We start from the raw sequence: 20116 nt of genomic DNA, 5'->3' as shown, positions 1-20116 counted from the left end.
TTTTTATATTTTTTTGTAAGATACGAATCTAATTCCTGTCTATATAGATGTAAGGCCTACAAATAACAATTCGAAGGGAGCAAATATGAGAGACGAGGAGATAATAGAGTTATATTTCAATCGTAATGAACGTGCAATTGAAGAGACAGATGTTAAGTATGGCAATTATCTGGCATCTATAGCAGGAAATATTTTGAAGTGTCCAGAGGACGTAGAAGAAACACTAGATGATACATACATGAAGGCTTGGAAAAGAATTCCTCCAACAAGACCTCAGATATTTAGAATTTTCTTGGGAAAGATTACTCGTAACATTGCATTTAATAAATACGAGAATATGACAGCGAAAAAAAGAGGCGGTGGAGAAATAGCTGAAGTACTTGATGAGCTTGAGGAATGTATACCAGATTCAAGTGATGTAGAAGGCTCAATTTTAGGGGCAGAACTATCGCGAATCATCAGGGATTTTGTAAATGGTTTGCCTGAAAGGGAAGCATATATTTTCTCATGTAGATATTTTTACACCGAGGATATCAGTACAATTGCTAAAAAGTTTGGAATGACTCAGAACAACGTATCAGTGACTCTTAGCAGATTAAGAGGAAAGCTACAGAGAACATTAGTAAGGGAGGGATATTTAGCATCATGAGAAGTAGAGATTTGTATTTAAGTATGGTTGGAATCGACGATACAGTATTAGCAAAAGCATATAGATATTCAGATGGAAAAAAGGTTGTAAAATTTCATAGGAGATTATCATTTGTTGCATGCATCTGTTTTGCATTACTTGCAACAGCCACAGCTGCAGCAGCTATACATCATTTCTGGGGAAGAGGAATGAGTGGTGCGCTAAAATCATCTGATGCGCAGCAACAGGCTTTAACTGAGCAGGGCCAGGCTATCGTATATCCTGAGCTTACTGATTATTCTTCATACCAAGTGACAGATCAGGGAATCACTATAGCTCCTGACACAGTAGTTGCAGATGATAAATTTGCTTATGTTTCATTTAAAGTTTCAGGATTTAGCATTTCTGATAAAGAAGAGCCAGGAGTGGATATAGATTATTATTTAGGTGATGAGAAAGATTCAGAGTCTTCATGGGTAAATGGAAGTAGCTACTTCTATGATGGAATTATAATTGATGACAATGGCATGGGCGTTTATGAGGATGGAACACCACTTGAACAGGATGGCTTCATTGGCCATTACCTTGATGAGAATGGAGATTTGGAATATGTAATCCAAATTCAGGCTGTTGATGGATTAAATACAATCCTTGGAAACACTCTTCATATTGAGTTTTCATCACTGGGAATATATCCTGGTAAGGCCGAGTATGAGGCGCAAGTAAAAGGTGATTGGAGCTTTGAATTACAGCTTCCAACAACTAGCAACGCTCAGACTATAACAGTGAATAAAGATGTACCTGAGAGCAATTTTACAATCACAACTATTGACATATCACCTGTTTCAATAACAGTGAACTATAAGGTGAATGGAAAAGTAGAGGCATCTGAGGATGGCACAGGAATACCTTCGTTTACAGGATTTGTTATGAAAGATGGCACTCGATTTCCTTATGTTGGAAACGGAGGTTCCAGCGGATTTACGGATGAAACCGAAGAGTATGCAGTGTGTGCAAGCTGCTTTGATAGAGTTATTGATATTTCAGAAGTACAATCATTGCTATTATGGCCAACTGACTGCGGTGGAGTGGATCAAGTAGAAGTGGAAATACAGTAAAAATATAAATAACGTAAATAAAATGGGACATTCTGGATGGAATGTCTCATTTTTTTATAAAAAAAACACAAAATTGTTGTAATATGTTGCCACATTAAGGTTGTACACAATTCAATTTTAGCATATCATAGAAAAGAATTTTTTTTCGAAAGGAGTATTATATGGAAAAGTCTAAAAAGGAAGGACTTAATCTTCATTCAATTTATGTGAAGATACTTGCACTGATAATAATCAGTGTTGTTGCATTCTTTGTGCTTAACATTGCTTATATTATTCCTAGAGCAAAGGCTACTATCCAGAAAGTAAACGAAAACAATATGCAGGATTTAGCTACTCTATGTTCTGAAATCGTTGAGCAGGAAATTGCAGCAAAAGGACTTGAGGGAGTAGACTATGAAGTACTTAAACCTATTTTTGAGGGAAGAGGTTTAAATGGTATAGATTCGAGCTCGATTTATGTCGTAGATCAGGATGGCATTTTCTTATATCACAAGAAAGAAGATAAAATCGGTACAGAGGTATTTAATGAGGATGTGAAAAATATACTGGCACAAATACCAACCGGTTCCTATGTCCCAAGTGGTATTATTCATTATGTAGATGAGAATGGCGTTGCTAAATATAGTTCATATCAGGTTATAGAGTCAGCAGGTTGGGTTACAGTTTGTGTGGCAAATGAATCTGAGATTATGGCGGAGATTAACCAGATTAGAAATCTTGGAATTCTTTTGTCATGTATAGTCGGTGTTATCGTACTCGTTATTGGTATCATTTCAGCTAAAGGAATTACTGGTCCAATTAAAATTATTACAAACGTAATTGGTAATGTATCAAAACTTGATTTTTCTGCAAATGATGAATTGGAAAAAATTGAGCATAAAAAAGATGAGACTGGAATTATGGCTAGAGCAGTAGGCGATATGGAAGAGAGTCTTCGAAGCATTGTGGAACGTATTGCAAATACTTCTGTTGATTTGGAAGGACATGCTCTTAGACTTAAAGACATCACTGCAGAAATTGATTCTGCCAATGCAGACAATTCAGCTACATCTGAGGAGCTTGCTGCGAGCATGCAGGAAACAAGTGCTACTACAGATGTAATTAGTGAAAGAACAGTTGCAATCAAAGAGAATGCTGATGCTATCGCAGATGAAGTTAAGGTTGGCGCAGACAATGCTGTACAAACTCGCAAGAAAGCCAGCGCAGTTTATGATGAGACAGTAGCAGCTAAGGAAAAGACGGAAAGAATTTACGAAGAGATTAATGCACAGGGACAGGAAGCTCTTGAGAAATCAAAGGCTGTTGAAAAGGTTAATTCTCTTGCTGCTGCAATTCAAGATATTGCAAGCCAGACAAATCTCCTTGCATTAAATGCATCAATAGAAGCAGCTCGTGCAGGCGAGGCAGGTAAGGGCTTTGCTGTTGTAGCTACTGAGATTGGAGGCCTTGCAACTCAGTCTAGCGATACAGTTGCAGGTATTATGGAAATTGTTTCAGAGGTACAGAATTCAGTAGACTTGATGAATGAGTGCCTAACACGAACACTTGCATATATCGAGAACGATGTAGCAAAAGATTACGATAGCTTCCTTAAGATGGCAGATAACTATAAGCTTGATGCAGAGAATTTCTCTGATGTATTAGGAGAGATATCTGATAAGATTGGAGAACTTCAGGAGTCTACAACAGCAATTTCTATTTCAGTTGATGAGATTTCTAAGACTGTAGGTGAGGCAGCAGAGGCTGTTACAACAGTGGCAGAAAAAGCTACAGATGTGGCAATGCTTTCTGACGGTGTGGTAAAGGTCGTTGGAGAGACAGAAGAGAATTCTAATGAGCTTAGAGATATTAAAGATTCATTTACAATTTGATGAAGACAATAATAAAACCAATCCCTGTCATGGGGATTGGTTTTTTGTTTTATTTGAATAATGACATTAGCTTTTGGAAAAATCCTTTTTTGCGTTTTTTATAGGTGAATTCTAGTTTGCTATATTTAGATAGAGGGTCTGCATGTGATTCAAGCTTTGTCAGGAATACTTTAATCCAAACTACATCCTCGTCTTTTCCTTGGAAGTCATCAAAGCTGCTTTCGGCATTGTTGAGACTGTCGTAGCGAACTTTCATTTTTTGTAAGCGAGCGATTGTATGATCCCACTCTGGTAAAACATCTCGTACATCAATTACGGCATTTTTCATTTCTTTTATATATCTGACCACACCGTTTTCCTCAATTTTAAAACGCTTTGCCAATACAGAATCGAAGTACTTGTATTCATCATAGAAGTTTTCATTCACAATTCTGTTTGTATTCATAGTATGTCACCTTTCGTATATTATCTACGTTTATCAGGATAGGCTTCGTAAAAGGCATTTTTATCCTCGTACATGTTTTCATCTGCATATCTCATTGCCAGTCGAAGATTTCCGCTATTTGCATCGTAATAATGTCCTATAGCAAAATTTAACCAATCTGGATCACAGGCCTTTTGTCGCAATAGGGCAAGCTTTTCTAAAAATTCCTCTTCTGTGCTGTTAAGGGATATGATGGCGAATTCGTCACCGCCTGCTCGATATATTTGATCACCTATGAAAACTTCCTTAAGCACCTTGGCAGCATCCTTTAATAATTCATCCCCTGAATTGTGTCCGCCATGGTCATTTATGGTTTTTAATCCATTTAAATCGCAGAAGGCAACTGCAAATGGTTTAGGATCAAGCTTTAGTTTTAGTGAAAGCTCATCAACATTTACATTCATGCAATTTCTGTTTAGAACGCCTGTAAGAATATCAACGTTGCTAAGATATTCTAGCTTTTCCAAAATCATGTGATTAGCAACTTCAGCAGTAAGGAAGAAGCTTATTAGCTCTAAAGTATCCTTTAGACGAGTTGTTTCATTTGTATCAAAATTGGAAATATAAAGATATCCGATGATAACACCATGATGAATAAATGGCATTAAGCACAAGGCCTTACCCCCGGCATCTTTGTAGGTCTTTATCCAATCAGGTGCCTGTGATTCATAGTAGGACATATCTTTATTATTTTGGATAATAATATTATTTGTTTCAGAGAGAAGTTTCTCCCAGCATCCAACAATTTCAAAAGAAAAATTGGAAAATATATCTTTAATACAGTAAGCATTATTACGTACTGATTCACTAATAATTTCAAATTTTTTTTGGTCTGAGTCTACCGTTAAAATACAAGCAGATTCAGAATTAGCATATTCCCTTAAATCTCGTGTGATAATGTCCATACTATTGGAAAATGCATTTTCATTTCGCATCTCCAAACAAACCTTTATTACGAAACTGGAAATATCAGGAGAAACAGCACTAAATTTCCCTGTATCCATTTCTTTGTTTAGAGTGTACATAAACTGGCAGTACGCTATTGTTTCATCATGTTCGCAGTTGACTGGTAATAATATATCTTCAGTCCAGTAACCGTACATTTTTGTAGTATCTACATAGGTGTGAATATGCTCTTTTCCCCAAGCGGCTCTGAAGCATATGTCTTCGAATTTTGGTTCTTTAGGGAGATGAGCTGTATATAATTGCCCTTCAATTACCTCGTCAAAATCTTCAAAGGTAACTTTATTATTACCTTCCTGTTCAATAAACATGTCGTAGTAGCTTCTTTTGAAGATATCGTTTATGGCGTAAAAACGAATGTCACCACAGGTGCCATCAGATTTTTTCTCTACAGACATGATTGTGCATGGAAGAGAAGATAGATTTGCTGTTTGTTTTAGTAGTGAATATAAATTGTTACCCATATCTTACCTATAGAAATAACATTGTATAAGGATTATTATTTATTCTATTTAATATTTGTGCATACTTTGTGAAAAATGTGGTGTTTTTCAAATGATTTTATATTGAAATGACTAGAGTTTTATTTTATTCTATCCCATAATAGAATTATCTACTAAATTGATAGGAGATATATTAAAATGGACGATAGACTAAAAAAACAGTTGGATTTTGCATTAGAAATAGACAAAGAGAAGAACATATTTAGACAAACACATTTGTCAGGCCATGGCAGAAATGAAAATGACGCGGAACATGCTTGGCATATGGCTATCATGGCGTATCTTCTTAGAGAGTATTCAAATGAACCAGTTGATATAGGTAAGGTAATGCTGATGTGCTTGATTCACGATATTGTGGAGATAGATGCAGGGGATACCTATGCATACGATGAGGAAAACAAAAAGACTCAGGCTGCCAGAGAGGAGGCTGCAAAGAAGCGTATATTTGGAATGCTTCCGGAGGATCAGGCAAAGGAATTGATGGCGCTGTTCGAAGAGTTTGAAGCTTATGAAACAGCAGAGGCTAAGTTTGCTCGTTCAATGGATAATGTACAGCCGCTAATGCTTAATAATAGCAATGGTGGGGAAGATTGGCGCAAGCACGGAGTTACTGCTACACAGGTGCATGGTAGACAGGATAAGACAGCCTTGGGTTCAAAAAAGCTTTTTCAGGTAGTTGATGCAATTATTACCGACAATGTAAGTCGAGGAAATATAAAAGACGAATAGTTTTGGAGGAAAAATGAAAGCACTTATTGCAATGAGTGGTGGCGTAGATAGTAGTGTTGCCGCTTTAATGATGAAGGAAAAAGGATATGAGTGCATTGGCTGTACAATGAAGTTGTATGCCAATGAGGATATAGGAGTATGTGATTCTCATACATGTTGTTCTTTAGATGACGTTGAGGATGCTAAGGCTGTAGCACGCCGTTTAGGTATGCCACATCATACCTTTAATTTTCAGGATAAGTTCAGAGAGACTGTAATAGATGATTTTATTTATTGCTATGAAAATGGTATGACACCTAATCCTTGTATTGAATGCAACAAGAACATGAAGTTTGATGAGCTTTATCGCAGAGCCGAGATTCTTGGATGCGAAAAAATTGTTACAGGACATTATGCCAGAATAAGAAAGACTGACAATGGATATCAGCTATTGAAGGGATTAGATCCAAACAAGGATCAAAGCTATGTTTTATATGCTATGACTCAAAAGGAACTGGCACACACTGAATTCCCATTAGGAGAGATTTCTAAGGATGAGGTTAGAAAAATCGCTGAAAGCCACGACTTCATAAATGCAAATAAGCCGGATAGTCAGGATATTTGTTTCGTTCCAGACGGGGATTATGTTTCAGCATTAAAGCGTTTTACGGGTAAGGAATATGCACCAGGTGATTTTGTTGATCAGGACGGCAATGTCATGGGCACCCACAAGGGAATTGTGGGATATACAATAGGTCAGCGAAAGGGACTTGGTATTTCAGCAGAACATCCTCTTTATGTAACAGCACTTGATGTGCCTAACAACAGGGTAGTCCTTGGTAAAAATGAGGATCTGTTTACAACAACAACTATTGTTAAGAATATTAATTGGATTGATCCAACAGATGACCGTCCAACATTTAAGTGCAAGGCTAAGGTTCGCTATAGAATGACTGAACAGCCATGTACAGTAGAGAGACTTGATGCTACTTCAGCAAAGATTGTTTTTGATGAGCCACAGCGAGCAATCACTCCAGGCCAGGCAGCTGTTTTCTATGATGGCGATGTAGTACTTGGCGGTGGAACAATTTTAAGAGACTAGAGTTAAGCGGGTTTTTAAGAGGAGAAATAATGACTAGAGCGGATTTTAGAGAGTTACTTGAAAAAAGAATTGTATTTATTGATGGTGCTACAGGTACTGAGCTTCAGAAAAGGGGAATGCCTGCAGGTGTTTGTCCTGAAAAATGGATTATCGATAATCCTTGGGCTATTCAAGAACTACAAAGAGCTTACTTTGATGCAGGTTCTGATATTGTGCTGGCGCCTACTTTTACAGCCTCTAGAATCAAGCTCTCAGAATATGGATTAGAGGGCAAGCTTGTGGAAATGAATAGACAGCTTGTTCGTTTAACAAGAGAAGTGGCAGGAGATAAAGGCTTTGTTGCAGCAGATATTTCCATGACAGGCAAGCAGCTATATCCTCTTGGGGACCTTATGTTTGAGGATTTAGTGGACTGCTATAAGGAGCAGGTAGAAGCCATTCTTCAGGAAGGTGTTGATCTTTTTGTGGTAGAAACTATGATGAGCCTACAGGAGTGTCGTGCAGCAGTTCTTGCCATTAAAGAAACCTGCGATTTACCAATCATTGTTTCTCTTACATTTAATCCAGATGGAAAGACATTATATGGAACGTCACCAGATACAGCCATGATTGTTCTACAGTCCATGGGTGTAGACTGTGTTGGTATGAATTGTAGTACTGGGCCTGATGCAATGCTTGAGCTTGTTCAGCAGATGGCAGCTGTTGCAAATATTCCTATTATTGTAAAGCCAAATGCAGGATTACCAGAGCTTGAGGATGGCAAGACTGTTTATAAGATGAGCCCTGATGTATTTGCAGATGCCTGTGAAAAGCTTTATGAAGCTGGGGCTTGGCTTTTCGGAGGATGTTGCGGTTCTACACCGGAGCATATATCAGCTTTGGTTTCTCGATTAAAAGATAAAAAACAACATCAGATAGAAAAGAAGCCTATGAGGGTTGTTACTTCTGAGCGAATGAATACCTGGATTGATTTAGACGGACCATTTATGGTAATCGGTGAAAGAATTAATCCTACAGGAAAAAAGAAGTTTCAGGCTAGCCTTTTAGAAGGCTCTTTATCAATGGTTGTGGATTTCGCCAGAGAGCAGGAAGAAAAGGGAGCCAACATTCTCGACGTAAATATGGGTATGAATGGCATCGATGAGAAACAGATGATGCTTGATAGTATTTACGAGGTAACATCGGCAGTTGATTTACCATTATGTCTGGATACCAGTCATGTGGATGTTATGGAAGCTGCACTTCGCATTTATCCGGGGCGCGCGCTTATCAACTCTATATCTGCTGAAAAAGAAAAGATGGAGCCAATGCTTAAGCTCGCAAAGAAATACGGAGCAATGTTTATCACACTGCCTTTATCAGGTGCTGGACTTCCAAAGGATATGGAAGAAAAGAAAGAGCACATTTCAACTGTTCTAAGTGCAGCAGAAGCTATCGGCTTGGAGAGGGATGCAGCAGTGGTGGATGTACTTGTTCAGACAGTAGGTGCTGAGGGCACAGCTGGATTACAGTGCTTTGAAACTATAGAATACTGTAAGAAGGAATTAGGACTCCCTACAGTATGTGGCTTATCCAACATATCCTTTGGAATGCCAAACAGACAGTTTGTAAATGCCACATATCTTACCATAGCTGTTAGTAAGGGCCTTACAATGGCTATTGCAAATCCAAGCCAGGATATGCTTATGTATCAGGCCGCCGCGGCTGATACACTTATGAACAAGCCTGGAGCCTTGGAAAAATATGCATCACTTCCGGTGTTGTCAATGACAGCAGGTGGAGCTGCAGCACAGGCTAGTGCCAGTAAGCCAGCCGCTGATGCTACATCTTCAGAAAGCGCAGTAGCAGAGTGCGTTATTAAAGGCAAAAAGGACCAGATAGTTTCTGAGATTCAAAAGCTTTTAGATGCTGGAATGGAGCCACAGGAAATTATTGAAAATCATCTTATCAAGGGAATAAATGTGGTAGGTGATTTATATGATAAAAAGAAATACTTCCTACCACAGTTAATAGCTGGTGCAAATGCAATGGAAGTTGGTATGAAGCATATCGAGCCGCTTCTTGCCAGCGATTCTAATGAATCAAAGGCTACGGTTGTTATTGCCACGGTGGAGGGAGATATCCATGATATTGGGAAAAACTTGGTTGCTCTAATGCTTAAAAACTACGGTTTTAATGTTATAGATCTGGGCAAGGATGTACCAGCTGCCACAATCATCGATAAGGCAGTAGAGGTAGATGCAGATATTATCGGTTTGTCGGCCCTTATGACTACCACAATGATGCGCATGGATGATGTAGTTAAGCTTGCTAAGGAAAAGGGATGTAGAGCTAAGATTATTATTGGTGGAGCATGTATTAATGAATCCTTTAAGGACGAGATTAATGCTGACGGATATTCGGCTGATGCAGCAGAATGCGTAAAATTGGTTCAAAATATTATGGAGAAATGGGCATAGATTTTTTAACTAAAATCTAGTAATGTATTATTAGTGATATGTGAAATCAAAACGAGGGAGTTTGACTATGACAAAAGAAGAATTAGCTGAGAAGCTTCAGGGATGCCATTATGGTCTTTCAGATGTAGAGGATTCTCTTATTGAAGAGGCTAGAGTGAATGGTCTTGTTATCGGATATGGTAGCTTAAATACTGTTATTCAGTTTGAGGGAGCTACATACGAAGAGGGCGATGAGATCTCTGATGAAAGCGAAATGATGTATGTGGACTATGAAAGTCCAAACACAATCAAGGCTTATTGGAAAGGTCTTTGCAAGGGAGAAAAGGGTGGTAATCCTGATTACTCATGGAGCTACGAAACATCTTTCCCAGTAGCTCATTTCAGAATGATTGGTCGCCGCACTAGAATCAACGACGAAAAGTATTGTGAAGGAATCGTTTTTGAATTAAAAGATCTCCAGGCAAAACATATTGATTTGGAAGGTACAATGTCATATTTCTAAGATTAAAGCAGACTTTAATGTCTGCTTTTTGATTGTTTCTTTCAGGTAATTCCTCTATATAAAAAAAATATTGCGAAAATTAATAATTCTGTTGACATTGTGTGCTTGTTTTGTTATCTTTATGGAGTCGCTTGAAGCGGTAAAACGCTTATAGCTCTGGGATCTTAGCTCAGCTGGGAGAGCATCTGCCTTACAAGCAGAGGGTCACAGGTTCGAGCCCTGTAGGTCCCATTTAATTTAATAAATATGGCGAGATAGCTCAGTTGGCTAGAGCACGCGGTTCATACCCGCGGTGTCGAGGGTTCGAATCCCCCTCTCGCTACTAAAAATAAAAGCTAGACCAAATGGTCTAGCTTTTATTTTTATTCAGCTCGATGTGGATTCAAACAGCCGGCAGGCGAGAATCGAATCCCCTTTCATTCTTTATCATTTTCTTTGTTCGACTTCCGAAACTCACTGAGTTATAATTGTTGCAAAAGCAAAAACTAGGGGGACGGTACATGAGAAAAAGATTATTTGTATTTACGTTGTGCCTTACAATTGCAGCAAGCACCATAGCATGTGGAAAAGATAATGTCTCAGGAGAGGTTGAGCCAGAGGAGCTTGAGGATGCCATTGAGGAGAATAAATCCGAAAACGAAGCAACTGAAAATAAAGATGATTCTTCAAGTGAAGAATCCGAAAATCTTCCAACTATCGAGGTGGTAGAGGGCTATAATTATTCAGATGAATACAATGCAGCTTTTGAGCTTGATGATAGAGTAGGAGCTAATTATAGGGCATCAGGTGCCTCAGAGGTAAGTGAGTTTGCATCCTGGAAAGAAGGCTATAAGGCTTTAGTAGAGGATTTGAGTAGCGAGGATAGTGTTGGGTTTTCATTGATTTATGTTGATTCTGATGACATTCCTGAGCTTATCTACAAGGTTGATGATTCAGATATAGTAATAGCTACATTTACTGGCTCTACAGTAAACCTACTGAGTGGTCAGATTGATTCGGTTTCCTATGTAGAAGGAGACAATGTGCTTTTAGCCACAGAGCATGTTGATGCTAATACATACAATAGTGTAGTGGCAATTAAAGATGGTTATTGGATTAATATTGCTTATGGTACTCAGGGGCCACTTGATCCATGGGCAGAGGATAGCTTTGATGAAAACGGAAATGCGATAATTTCTTATTGGGAGATAAATGGAGAGGAATTGGCCAGTCAGGATGAATATGATGAGCTGTTTGGTAAATACTATGATTCCTCATTTGGCAAAGAAATTACAGAGTTTACTTCTGATGCCTCCCAAATACTAGAACAAATTGAGGCGCTTTAATGTTAAAAGATAAAGATATAAGAGAGCCTCTATTCGATTTTTTAGAGGGATGCTATGGTAAAACACGAATCATCGAGGAAAAGATGATGGGAAAATCAAGGGCAGATGTGATTATGATAATTACCGATGCTCTTGTAGGAATCGAAATAAAATCTGATGCGGACACATATACGAGGCTTGAAGGTCAGATAAAAGACTATGATAAATACTTTGATTACAACATAGTGGTAGTAGGCTCAAGTCATGCAATGCATGTGGAAGAGCATGTTCCAGATTACTGGGGGATTATCACAGTTGACGAAATTGATGAAAAGCCTGATTTCTATTTTCTAAGAAAGCCTGAATACAATAAAAAGGTAAAGCTTAATAGAAAGCTGGAATTGCTGTGGCGACCTGAATTGGGAATCCTTTTACAAAGACTGGGGATGCCGGAATACAAGTCTTTAAGCAAACCTGCAGTTCGTAAAAAGATTATTGAGTGGACAAAAGCTCCAATTGCAAAAGCTGAGGTGGCTCGTATAAAAAGAGTTGCAAAGGAAGCGGGAATGGAACCGGTGATTCCAGAAACCAAGGTCGACCCTGCAGATGTTAGTCATGAGATTAGTGAGCTCTTATTTGAAAGAGATTATGAAAAGCTGTTGGCTGAGATTGCAGCCTTTAGAAAAGCACATTCTCCAAAAAGAAGAGGCCCTAAGAAAAGGACCTCCATCAAAAGAACTAGGCGTGCTGGTAAATAGGAAATTTTAATTCAATAGTGAATGTATCCAAGGTGGTTTTAGCGATGCTAGAGCCGCCTTGTCTTTTCATTAGGCTATTGATGCTAATAAGTCCTATTTTTGCACTTTCATTTTTTCGCGGAACAGATCGAATCTTGTTGCAAATCGAGAGTGTAGCAAACTCACTGTCACATTTTAGTGCCACATGAACCGGTTCGGCTTCATCGGCATATTTGTCTATGTTCGTAAATACGTTGTTGAAGATTCTAAGAATATCATCCGTATTTACGTTTATCTTAAAGGCTTCAGTTGGTTCACCATACTCAAAGTTGAAACCCTGCTCTATTAGTGGAAGTGATAATTCACTTATTATCTGCATTAAGAAATCAATTCCATCGTAGCATGAGAGAGTTTCTTTTGAACGCTCTGGATGAGGATCAAATGCAAGGAAGTACTCGAAAAGTCTATCTGACATTTCTTTAATCTGAAAGCAAGTATCCAATGCGGTATTTACATACTTATCCATTTCTTCTTCTGAATGATAATGGTGCTCTTTTAGAATTTCCAAATAGCCCATCTGTGTGGTGAGAGGAGTCCGCAAGTCGTGGGATAGTGCTGTGACAAGGCTGTTATTGGCCTGTATAGCTTTCTTTTCGTTTTCTATTTGGTTTGCAACAGCAATACTCATTGAGTTTATGTTATCTGCTACATTGGAAATCTCATCATTTCCTTTAACGGGAATACGATAGCTTAAATCTCCACCTGCCAGGATTTCAATTCCAGAAGTAACTTCATTAATGTATCTGATTTTTTTTCGAACCAATATAGTGATTATGACAATAATGAGTAATGCACTTATTCCAATATTAGCAAACTGAATTTTCGAGTATAAATCATATTTGAAGTCCTCAAACACATGCATCTTGCACTCCCCATCAGATAGGGTGATGGTGTAAGTGTATACATATGGATTATACTCATAGGATTCCTCAATCAGTTCGGCGTCAGCTTCTGATATTTCTGCAGCTGAATCATAAGAATAGTCCACGTAAAAATTGTATATGATAATGCCATCACGCTCTAAATAAAAGTACATAAGTGGATGTGACTTAGACCATTTATAAATAAGAGTTTTGTCTTCACTAGATATTTGGTTTTCATCAATATACTCCTGAAAATCTTCTACTGATGAATCCAATCGAGATGGTATATAGACCTCATCTGCCCATTTTGAAAAATAGATAAGCTCATTAACCCGCTGCAGCAAAAAGAATGAAACACCACCGATTATCAAGGAAACAACTATGGATAGCCATAGTTCTAGATATAAGGATTTAGAAAAGAACTTCTTAAATTTTTTCATTGTAGTTTATATCCCTTTCCCCATACTGTAAGAAGATGAACTGGATTAGATGGATCATCCTCGATTTTGGTGCGAAGATTTCTGATGTGAACCATAATAGTAGCGTTGGAACTGTAGAAGTATGGCTCATTCCATATAGTTTCGTATATAAGCTGGGCTGGGAAAACACGCCCCGGGCTTTCTATTAAAAGCTTGAAAATCTGATATTCCAACTCAGATAAATCGATAGCTGTTTCCTGTCCATCTGGGCTGATAACAAAGACTTCATTTCTGTCCTTTGCCACTTTAAAAATGTTATAAGTGTAGTAATTGTCTGAGACAGCTTCCTTTTTGCCCTGATATACATAGTAGCGGCGGAGCATGGATTTTACACGGGCAGTAAGCTCACTATGTGAAAAAGGCTTTGACAGATAATCATCGGCCCCAATAAGAAGGCCCAGAGATTTGTCAGAGTCAGTTCCCTTTGCTGTAAGAAAGAGTATTGGCATTTGATATGTTTCTCGAATTTTCTTGCATACATCCAGTCCAGAAATGCCGGGCATCATAATATCAAGGATTATTAAATCGATAGAGTCGTCCACCATAGTAAGTGCAGTTTCGCCATCGCAAGCCTCTAGAATCTGATAGCCTTCACTTTCTAATAATATATGTAGAATATTTCTTATTTCCTCGTTGTCATCAACAACCAGTATCTTTTGATTTCCCATATTCACTCCTATAAAAAGATAGCTTTATCTGTTTGTATAGTAACACAAAAGCTGTGAATAAATAGTAAAAAGTCATTTCTTTAGATTTCTTTAGATTTACTTAAGGTATTTCTTAAGAATCAAATGGCACAATAGCATCTGTTGATAGAAATCACATGGAGGAAAAAATGAAACTTAAAGAGATACTTAACAAATTGAATTTTACCAACAAATTATATGAAGAAGAATTTTTAGATGAAGAAATAGATGAAAGCTTAGATGAGGAAATGTCTGCAAAGGACAGAACTTTCTTTAAGAAGATGAATAAAAAGGTTGTAGCTTGCATGATAATAGCAGCCCTTGTTATTTCATCTGTGGCAGGAGTAGCCGGGTTTAAATATGTAAAGGCTAAGGGACAGGATTCTGAAAGCGAACCAATTACAATTGAGGCAACAAAGCAAAACATTGAAAAGACTCTTAGCGCTACAGGAACGATTATTTCTGCAGAGGAAAGCGGACAGTTTGCAACTACAACAAGTTCTTATCCCGTAGAGGAAGTATATGTAAAGGTTGGAGATGTTGTAAAGAAGGGAGATCCTCTTTACAAGCTTGATATGACAACTATGGAACAGACACTTTCATATCAGCAGCAGGCTCTCAATATCCAGAATCAGCAAAATGAGATTTCTCAGCAGAATGCAAATCAAGCACTTGCAGACGCACAGAGAAACGGTGCTAATCAAATTAATGATTCAAACAGAAATCTTGAATCAGCTAAGCAGGATCAAAATACTGCAAATCGAAATAAACAGAATGCTAATAACAGTCTTACAGCAGCAAGCAATAGTGAAAATGATGCAAAAAAAGAAATGGATGCTGCAAGCGCAACATTGTCTTCAGCACAGCAAAAGGTGGACAATTTAAACTCAAAAATAACTGATTTACAGAATCAGATAAATAATCCAGGAACAGAACAGGTACAGAAGACTGATGAAAATGGGCAGCTTATGGTGGATGCAGAGGGAAATCCGGTGTACGAAACTAAAACAAAGGATACCGCTGATCTACAGAACCAGTTATCTCAGGCAAAGACAGATTTAGAAACAGCAAAAACTGAGCTTTCTAATGCACAAAGCGATTTTGAAAGCAAGCATACAGCATATAAGAATGCTGTAGCAGCAACAGAATCAGCTAAACAATCTGTACAGTCTGCAGGAGATTCAGTTTCATCTGCAAACCGTTCAGTGGAGTCTGCTCAATCTAGCTTAAATAATACTACAGACTCAGCTAATTCAAATGTTTATACTCAGTCTCAGGCTATAAAGTCTAATGAGTTAAGTTCAAAGTCAAATACTTTATCTGCACAGCAGGAAATTGAAAAATCCCAGGAAGAGCTTTCAAAGGCAACAGTATATGCTTCCCAGGATGGAACAGTTACCAATGTAAACATCGTAAAGGGACAAACATACAGTGGAACAGATGCAGTTGTAATTGATAATGTTACAAGCTTAAAGGCAACAGCTGATATTGATGAGGCTCAGATTCCAAGCGTCCAGGTTGGGCAGAAGGTTCAGATTAAAACAGATGCTACAGGAGATGAGGTGTTAAACGGTACAGTTGTATTTGTTTCTCCTACGGCCACAAAGAACAGCACTAAAACTACAGATGCTACATCTACTACCGCTTCTGTATCAAAGAGCAGAGCTACTTATAGAGTAGACGTCCAGATTGAGGATGCTAATGAAAACCTACGTCTTGGCATGACTGCTAAAATGACATTTATTACTGCATCTTCCGAAAATGCCATTGCTGTACCATCATCAGATATTAAGACTTCAGATGATGGAAGCAAGTATGTAGTGATTCAGACAAAAGACGGAAGCACAAAGAACGTTACAGTGACAACAGGAATTTCAGATGACTTCTATACAGAGATTACTGGCGGAGACCTTAAAGAAGGTGAAATGATTGTTGAGTCTGATATAGATGAAAACAGTGCAGATGCTACATTAGAGTCAATGGGAACTGACGGAGGAATATATTTTGAGTAATGATATTTTGCTATCAGCAAAAAATATAAGAAAAAGCTACTATATTGGAACTCCAAATGAGTTGGAGATTTTACATGGAATAGATTTGGATATTCATAAAGGTGAGTTTGTTTCAATTGTAGGGCAATCAGGCTCAGGTAAAAGTACCCTGATGAATATTCTTGGAATTTTGGATAGGCAGACCTCGGGAGAATATATTCTTGATGGAATAGATATTTCAAAGGCCCCTAATAAGGCATTATCAGCTCTAAGAAATAAGCATATTGGATTCGTTTTTCAGACATACAATCTAATCGCTAGAACAGATGCTATAGCCAACGTGGAGATGCCTATGCTTTATGCAGGAGTTCCGGAAAAGCAACGTAGAAAAAGAGCTATAGAGCTATTAAAGATGGTAGGCATGGAAGAACGTATGCACCACACTCCTGATGAGCTATCAGGTGGACAGAAGCAGCGTGTAGCTATAGCAAGAGCCATGGCGAATGACCCAGATATAATTCTTGCAGACGAGCCAACAGGTGCACTTGATTCTGGAACAGGTAGACTTGTTATGGATATATTCCATGAGCTTCATGAAAAGCAGGGCAAGACCATTGTGCTAATTACTCATTCCAATGAGCTTGCAGCAGAGACTCCAAGAATTGTAACTATTAGCGATGGAAATATTATAGCTGAGAAAAAGATGGCCTAGGTGGCTTGAAAGGAATAGATATGATTAAAGAAAACTGTAAGCTTGCTTTGCTTAGCATTAAGGCAAACAAGATGAGAGCCTTCCTTACAATGCTAGGTATTATCATTGGCGTTGCAGCAGTTATTGCTATCATGACGGTAGGTAATTCTATGACAAAGGGTGTGCAAAAACAGCTGGAAAGCTATGGTGTTCAAAATATTACCATATACGTTAATCCAATTGATTATAACCAGGAGCTTTCAGAGGCTGATTATCAAAATATGAAAATCACTCCAGAAACACTTCATAAACTTGCCAATCAGTTTAAAGGAAAGATTAGTGCAATCTCTGTTGAGTCTAGTGCTGGCTCTGGTACAGTCATTAAGGATGCCAACAAGGCTAATGTAGAGATAACTGGAGTCAGTGCTGGTTATTTTAAAGCCAATAACATAAAGCTTAAGGGCGGTAATCTATTTAACGAGTTTGCATACGAGCAAGGAAAGAATACTGCTATTGTGGCGGACAAATTTGCAGAGCAGCTTTTTGGAGCAAATTATTCATTGGATGATGTGCTTGGAAAAGAGTTCGAAGTTAATGTTGACGATGAATACATGAATATTACTGTAATAGGAGTGTATGAGTATCAGCAGTCGGGCAGTATGATGCGTGGTAGCAATAAAAATATTAGCACTAGTGTATACATTCCACTGAAGACTGCATGGAATTATTCTCATGACGAAACAATCTTTGATGCTACGGTGGTTGCGGCAGAAGGTCAGGACCCGGTAGCTTTATCAACAGAGATTAAATCATATTTAACTGATGTTATGTCAAATACATTAGGAGATAAGTTTTATATTGATGCCTATAGTAATCAAACTATGATTCAGGAGAATACAAAAACTATGAATCAAATGACTCTTGCTATTTCAATGATAGCTGCAATTGCACTGATAGTTGGTGGAATAGGTGTAATGAATATTATGACAGTATCAATCACTGAGCGAACCAAAGAAATCGGTACAAGAAAAGCCTTAGGAGCCCCTGATGGAATGATAATGCTACAGTTTATAAGTGAGGCTATTATCATTTGTCTGATAGGTGGAGTGATTGGAATAGTGGTAGGACTTTTGCTTGGAAATATAGCTGCGCATTTTATGGGATATACACCAGAGGTCTCAATTGCAAGTATATATATGTCGGTAGGATTCTCAATGGCAATAGGTGTATTCTTCGGATACTCACCAGCTAAGCATGCAGCAAATATGAATCCAATTGATGCATTAAGATACGAATAAAATGAATATTATGCATATTATTAATAGCTTCGATGAATATCGGGGCTATTTTTGTTATATTTTTATTGAATTTCCTCTTTATTTTTTATAATTATGTGGTATTATGTTTTAGTATAAAAATACATTATTGAAGAATAATTATACGAAAGAGAGACGGATTATATGAAAAAGAAAGCTACAATTCTTGCATGTATGCTTGCCGCACTTTTCATTGGCTGTGGAAGTGCTGACAACACAAAAACTATTTCATCTATCGATGATTTAGAGGGAGCAAAAATCGGTGTTCAACTTGGAACAACTGGTGATATTTATGCCAGTGATTACGAAGGAGACGAGGCTGGAACAACAGTTGAACGTTATAATAAAATCACTGATGCGGTTCAGGCCTTAAAGCAGGGAAAGATTGATTGTGTTATTGCAGATGAGCAGCCTGCTATTGCAAGTGTTGAAAACGAGGGTTCGCTTGTAATCTTAGATGAGCCATTTGCATTGGAAGAATATGCAATCTGTATTGCAAAGGATAATGATGAGCTTTTAGAGCAGGTTAATGGTGCTATTGCTGAACTTCAGGAAGATGGCACACTTGATTCAATCATTTCTAACTATATTGGAGATGATACAAAGGGCAAGTTTCCATATGAGTCACCTGAGGGAGTTACATACGAAAACGGCACAATCGTAGTCGCTACTAATGCTACTTTTAAGCCATATGAATACTATGATGGTGGCGAAGTAGTTGGTATCGATATGGACATTATGCATGCCATTGGTGATAAGCTTGGTATGAGCATCGAAATAGAAGATATGGAGTTTGATTCAATTATCAATGCAGTTAGCTCTCATAAGGCAGATGTTGGTATTGCTGGAATGACAATGACAGAAGAGCGTGCAAAATCTATTAATTTCTCTACATCATATATCACATCAAAGCAGGTTATGATTGTTAAGGATGCTAATGCAGCAGCTGATGGACAGACATTTACAGAAAAGCTTTATGCGAACTTTGTAAAGGATGGCAGATATCAGTATCTTCTAACAGGTCTTAGAAATACACTTTTAATTGCTCTTTGCGCTGTAATTATTGGTGTAATGATTGGTTTCTTTGTAGCGGTTATCCGTGTCTCATATGATAAAACAGGAGCGCATGTAATCCTTAATGGAATTTGTAAAGTATATCTTACTATCATTCGTGGAACACCAATGATGGTACAGCTTTTGATTATTTACTATGTTGTATTCAAGTCAGTTAATGTTTCTAAGGTGCTTGTAGCAATTATTGCTTTTGCTATTAACTCAGGTGCTTATGTGGCAGAGATTATGCGTGGTGGTATCATGTCTATCGACAATGGTCAGATGGAAGCAGGACGAAGCCTTGGACTTTCTCATAAGCAGACAATGACTGCCATCATCTTGCCACAGGCTATCAAAAATGTTTTACCAGCTCTTGCAAACGAGTTCATCATGCTTATTAAGGAAACATCAATTTGTGGTTACATCGGTCTTACAGATTTGACTCGTGGTGGTGACATTATTCGAAGCCAGACATACGAAGCTTTCCTTCCACTTGTTGCTGTAGCATTCGTATACCTCATTATCGTAGAGTTGCTTACAGTACTTGTTGGTAAATGGGAAAAGAGCTTACGCAAAACAGAAAGAAAGGCTGATTAAG

The 20116-nt window shown here is 38.0% G+C and carries 17 protein-coding genes and 2 tRNA genes; 15 read left to right on the top strand and 4 right to left on the bottom strand.

The window, feature by feature from the left end:
• The first annotated feature begins 85 nt into the window (after window positions 1–85).
• The 3 genes from BO15_RS0111330 to BO15_RS0111320 all read left to right on the top strand — a co-directional run bounded on the left by BO15_RS0111330 (window position 86) and on the right by BO15_RS0111320 (window position 3617).
• Window positions 86–649, top strand: coding sequence for an RNA polymerase sigma factor (locus BO15_RS0111330; protein WP_033154411.1), 564 nt, complete (start codon window positions 86–88; stop codon window positions 647–649).
• Window positions 646–1746 carry a DUF4179 domain-containing protein gene (locus tag BO15_RS0111325; protein ID WP_052169905.1) on the top strand — a complete coding sequence of 367 codons (1101 nt, stop codon included), beginning with the start codon at window positions 646–648 and terminating at the stop codon, window positions 1744–1746. Before BO15_RS0111330 ends, BO15_RS0111325 begins: the two co-directional genes overlap by 4 nt.
• Before the next feature lie 161 nt (window positions 1747–1907).
• Complete coding sequence (locus BO15_RS0111320) at window positions 1908–3617, top strand: methyl-accepting chemotaxis protein (RefSeq protein ID WP_033154410.1); 1710 nt, start codon at window positions 1908–1910, stop codon at window positions 3615–3617.
• A gap of 49 nt (window positions 3618–3666) precedes the next feature.
• Here BO15_RS0111320 and BO15_RS0111315 read toward each other — a convergent pair whose 3' ends face one another.
• Window positions 3667–4062 carry a DUF6548 family protein gene (locus tag BO15_RS0111315; RefSeq protein WP_033154409.1) on the bottom strand — a complete coding sequence of 132 codons (396 nt, stop codon included), beginning with the start codon at window positions 4060–4062 and terminating at the stop codon, window positions 3667–3669.
• Between the two features lie 20 nt (window positions 4063–4082).
• Window positions 4083–5528, bottom strand: a complete 1446-nt coding sequence (locus tag BO15_RS0111310) for a GGDEF domain-containing protein (RefSeq protein WP_033154408.1) — start codon at window positions 5526–5528, stop codon at window positions 4083–4085.
• 177 nt (window positions 5529–5705) lie between these two features.
• Here BO15_RS0111310 and BO15_RS0111305 point away from each other — a divergent pair, with 177 nt between their 5' ends.
• The 8 genes from BO15_RS0111305 to BO15_RS0111270 all read left to right on the top strand — a co-directional run bounded on the left by BO15_RS0111305 (window position 5706) and on the right by BO15_RS0111270 (window position 12400).
• A complete protein-coding gene (locus BO15_RS0111305) occupies window positions 5706–6296 on the top strand; it encodes an HD domain-containing protein (protein WP_033154407.1) in 591 nt (196 codons plus the stop codon).
• A gap of 13 nt (window positions 6297–6309) precedes the next feature.
• Window positions 6310–7377: a tRNA 2-thiouridine(34) synthase MnmA gene (gene mnmA / locus BO15_RS0111300; RefSeq protein ID WP_033154406.1), complete on the top strand. Its 1068-nt coding sequence runs from the start codon at window positions 6310–6312 to the stop codon at window positions 7375–7377.
• Between the two features lie 29 nt (window positions 7378–7406).
• A complete protein-coding gene (locus tag BO15_RS0111295) occupies window positions 7407–9836 on the top strand; it encodes a homocysteine S-methyltransferase family protein (protein WP_033154405.1) in 2430 nt (809 codons plus the stop codon).
• 67 nt (window positions 9837–9903) lie between these two features.
• Window positions 9904–10338 (top strand): hypothetical protein, encoded by a 435-nt coding sequence (locus BO15_RS0111290; protein ID WP_033154404.1) that lies wholly within the window; start codon window positions 9904–9906, stop codon window positions 10336–10338.
• Between the two features lie 158 nt (window positions 10339–10496).
• A tRNA-Val gene (locus tag BO15_RS0111285) sits at window positions 10497–10569 on the top strand.
• Window positions 10570–10586: 17 nt separating this feature from the next.
• A tRNA-Met gene (locus tag BO15_RS0111280) sits at window positions 10587–10660 on the top strand.
• Window positions 10661–10838: 178 nt separating this feature from the next.
• Window positions 10839–11663: a hypothetical protein gene (locus BO15_RS0111275; protein WP_033154403.1), complete on the top strand. Its 825-nt coding sequence runs from the start codon at window positions 10839–10841 to the stop codon at window positions 11661–11663.
• Window positions 11663–12400 (top strand): sce7726 family protein, encoded by a 738-nt coding sequence (locus BO15_RS0111270; protein WP_033154402.1) that lies wholly within the window; start codon window positions 11663–11665, stop codon window positions 12398–12400. Before BO15_RS0111275 ends, BO15_RS0111270 begins: the two co-directional genes overlap by 1 nt.
• Here BO15_RS0111270 and BO15_RS0111265 read toward each other — a convergent pair.
• Both BO15_RS0111265 and BO15_RS0111260 read right to left on the bottom strand, forming a co-directional pair.
• Window positions 12381–13742, bottom strand: a complete 1362-nt coding sequence (locus tag BO15_RS0111265) for a HAMP domain-containing sensor histidine kinase (protein WP_033154401.1) — start codon at window positions 13740–13742, stop codon at window positions 12381–12383. The genes BO15_RS0111270 and BO15_RS0111265 overlap by 20 nt on opposite strands.
• On the bottom strand, window positions 13739–14449 hold the full coding sequence (locus BO15_RS0111260; protein ID WP_033154400.1) for a response regulator transcription factor: 711 nt from the start codon (window positions 14447–14449) through the stop codon (window positions 13739–13741). Before BO15_RS0111260 ends, BO15_RS0111265 begins: the two co-directional genes overlap by 4 nt.
• 167 nt (window positions 14450–14616) lie before the next feature.
• On the opposite strand from BO15_RS0111260, the gene BO15_RS0111255 reads away from it, so the two are divergent.
• The 4 genes from BO15_RS0111255 (at window position 14617) to BO15_RS0111240 (ending at window position 20115) form a co-directional block, all read left to right on the top strand.
• The gene (locus tag BO15_RS0111255; RefSeq protein WP_033154399.1) at window positions 14617–16479 is read left to right on the top strand and encodes an efflux RND transporter periplasmic adaptor subunit; all 1863 of its coding nucleotides are present in this window, start codon (window positions 14617–14619) and stop codon (window positions 16477–16479) included.
• Complete coding sequence (locus tag BO15_RS0111250) at window positions 16469–17170, top strand: ABC transporter ATP-binding protein (protein ID WP_416389649.1); 702 nt, start codon at window positions 16469–16471, stop codon at window positions 17168–17170. Before BO15_RS0111255 ends, BO15_RS0111250 begins: the two co-directional genes overlap by 11 nt.
• Before the next feature lie 20 nt (window positions 17171–17190).
• On the top strand, window positions 17191–18447 hold the full coding sequence (locus BO15_RS0111245; protein WP_033154397.1) for an ABC transporter permease: 1257 nt from the start codon (window positions 17191–17193) through the stop codon (window positions 18445–18447).
• A 162-nt stretch (window positions 18448–18609) separates the two neighbouring features.
• Window positions 18610–20115: an ABC transporter substrate-binding protein/permease gene (locus tag BO15_RS0111240; protein ID WP_033154396.1), complete on the top strand. Its 1506-nt coding sequence runs from the start codon at window positions 18610–18612 to the stop codon at window positions 20113–20115.
• Window position 20116: the final 1 nt, after the last annotated feature.

This window comes from Pseudobutyrivibrio ruminis HUN009 (genome assembly GCF_000703005.1).
GTDB classification, from domain to species: domain Bacteria; phylum Bacillota; class Clostridia; order Lachnospirales; family Lachnospiraceae; genus Pseudobutyrivibrio; species Pseudobutyrivibrio ruminis_A.
The sequence above is the reverse complement of the archived record's forward strand: the minus strand, read 5'-3'. Positions and strand labels throughout refer to the sequence as shown.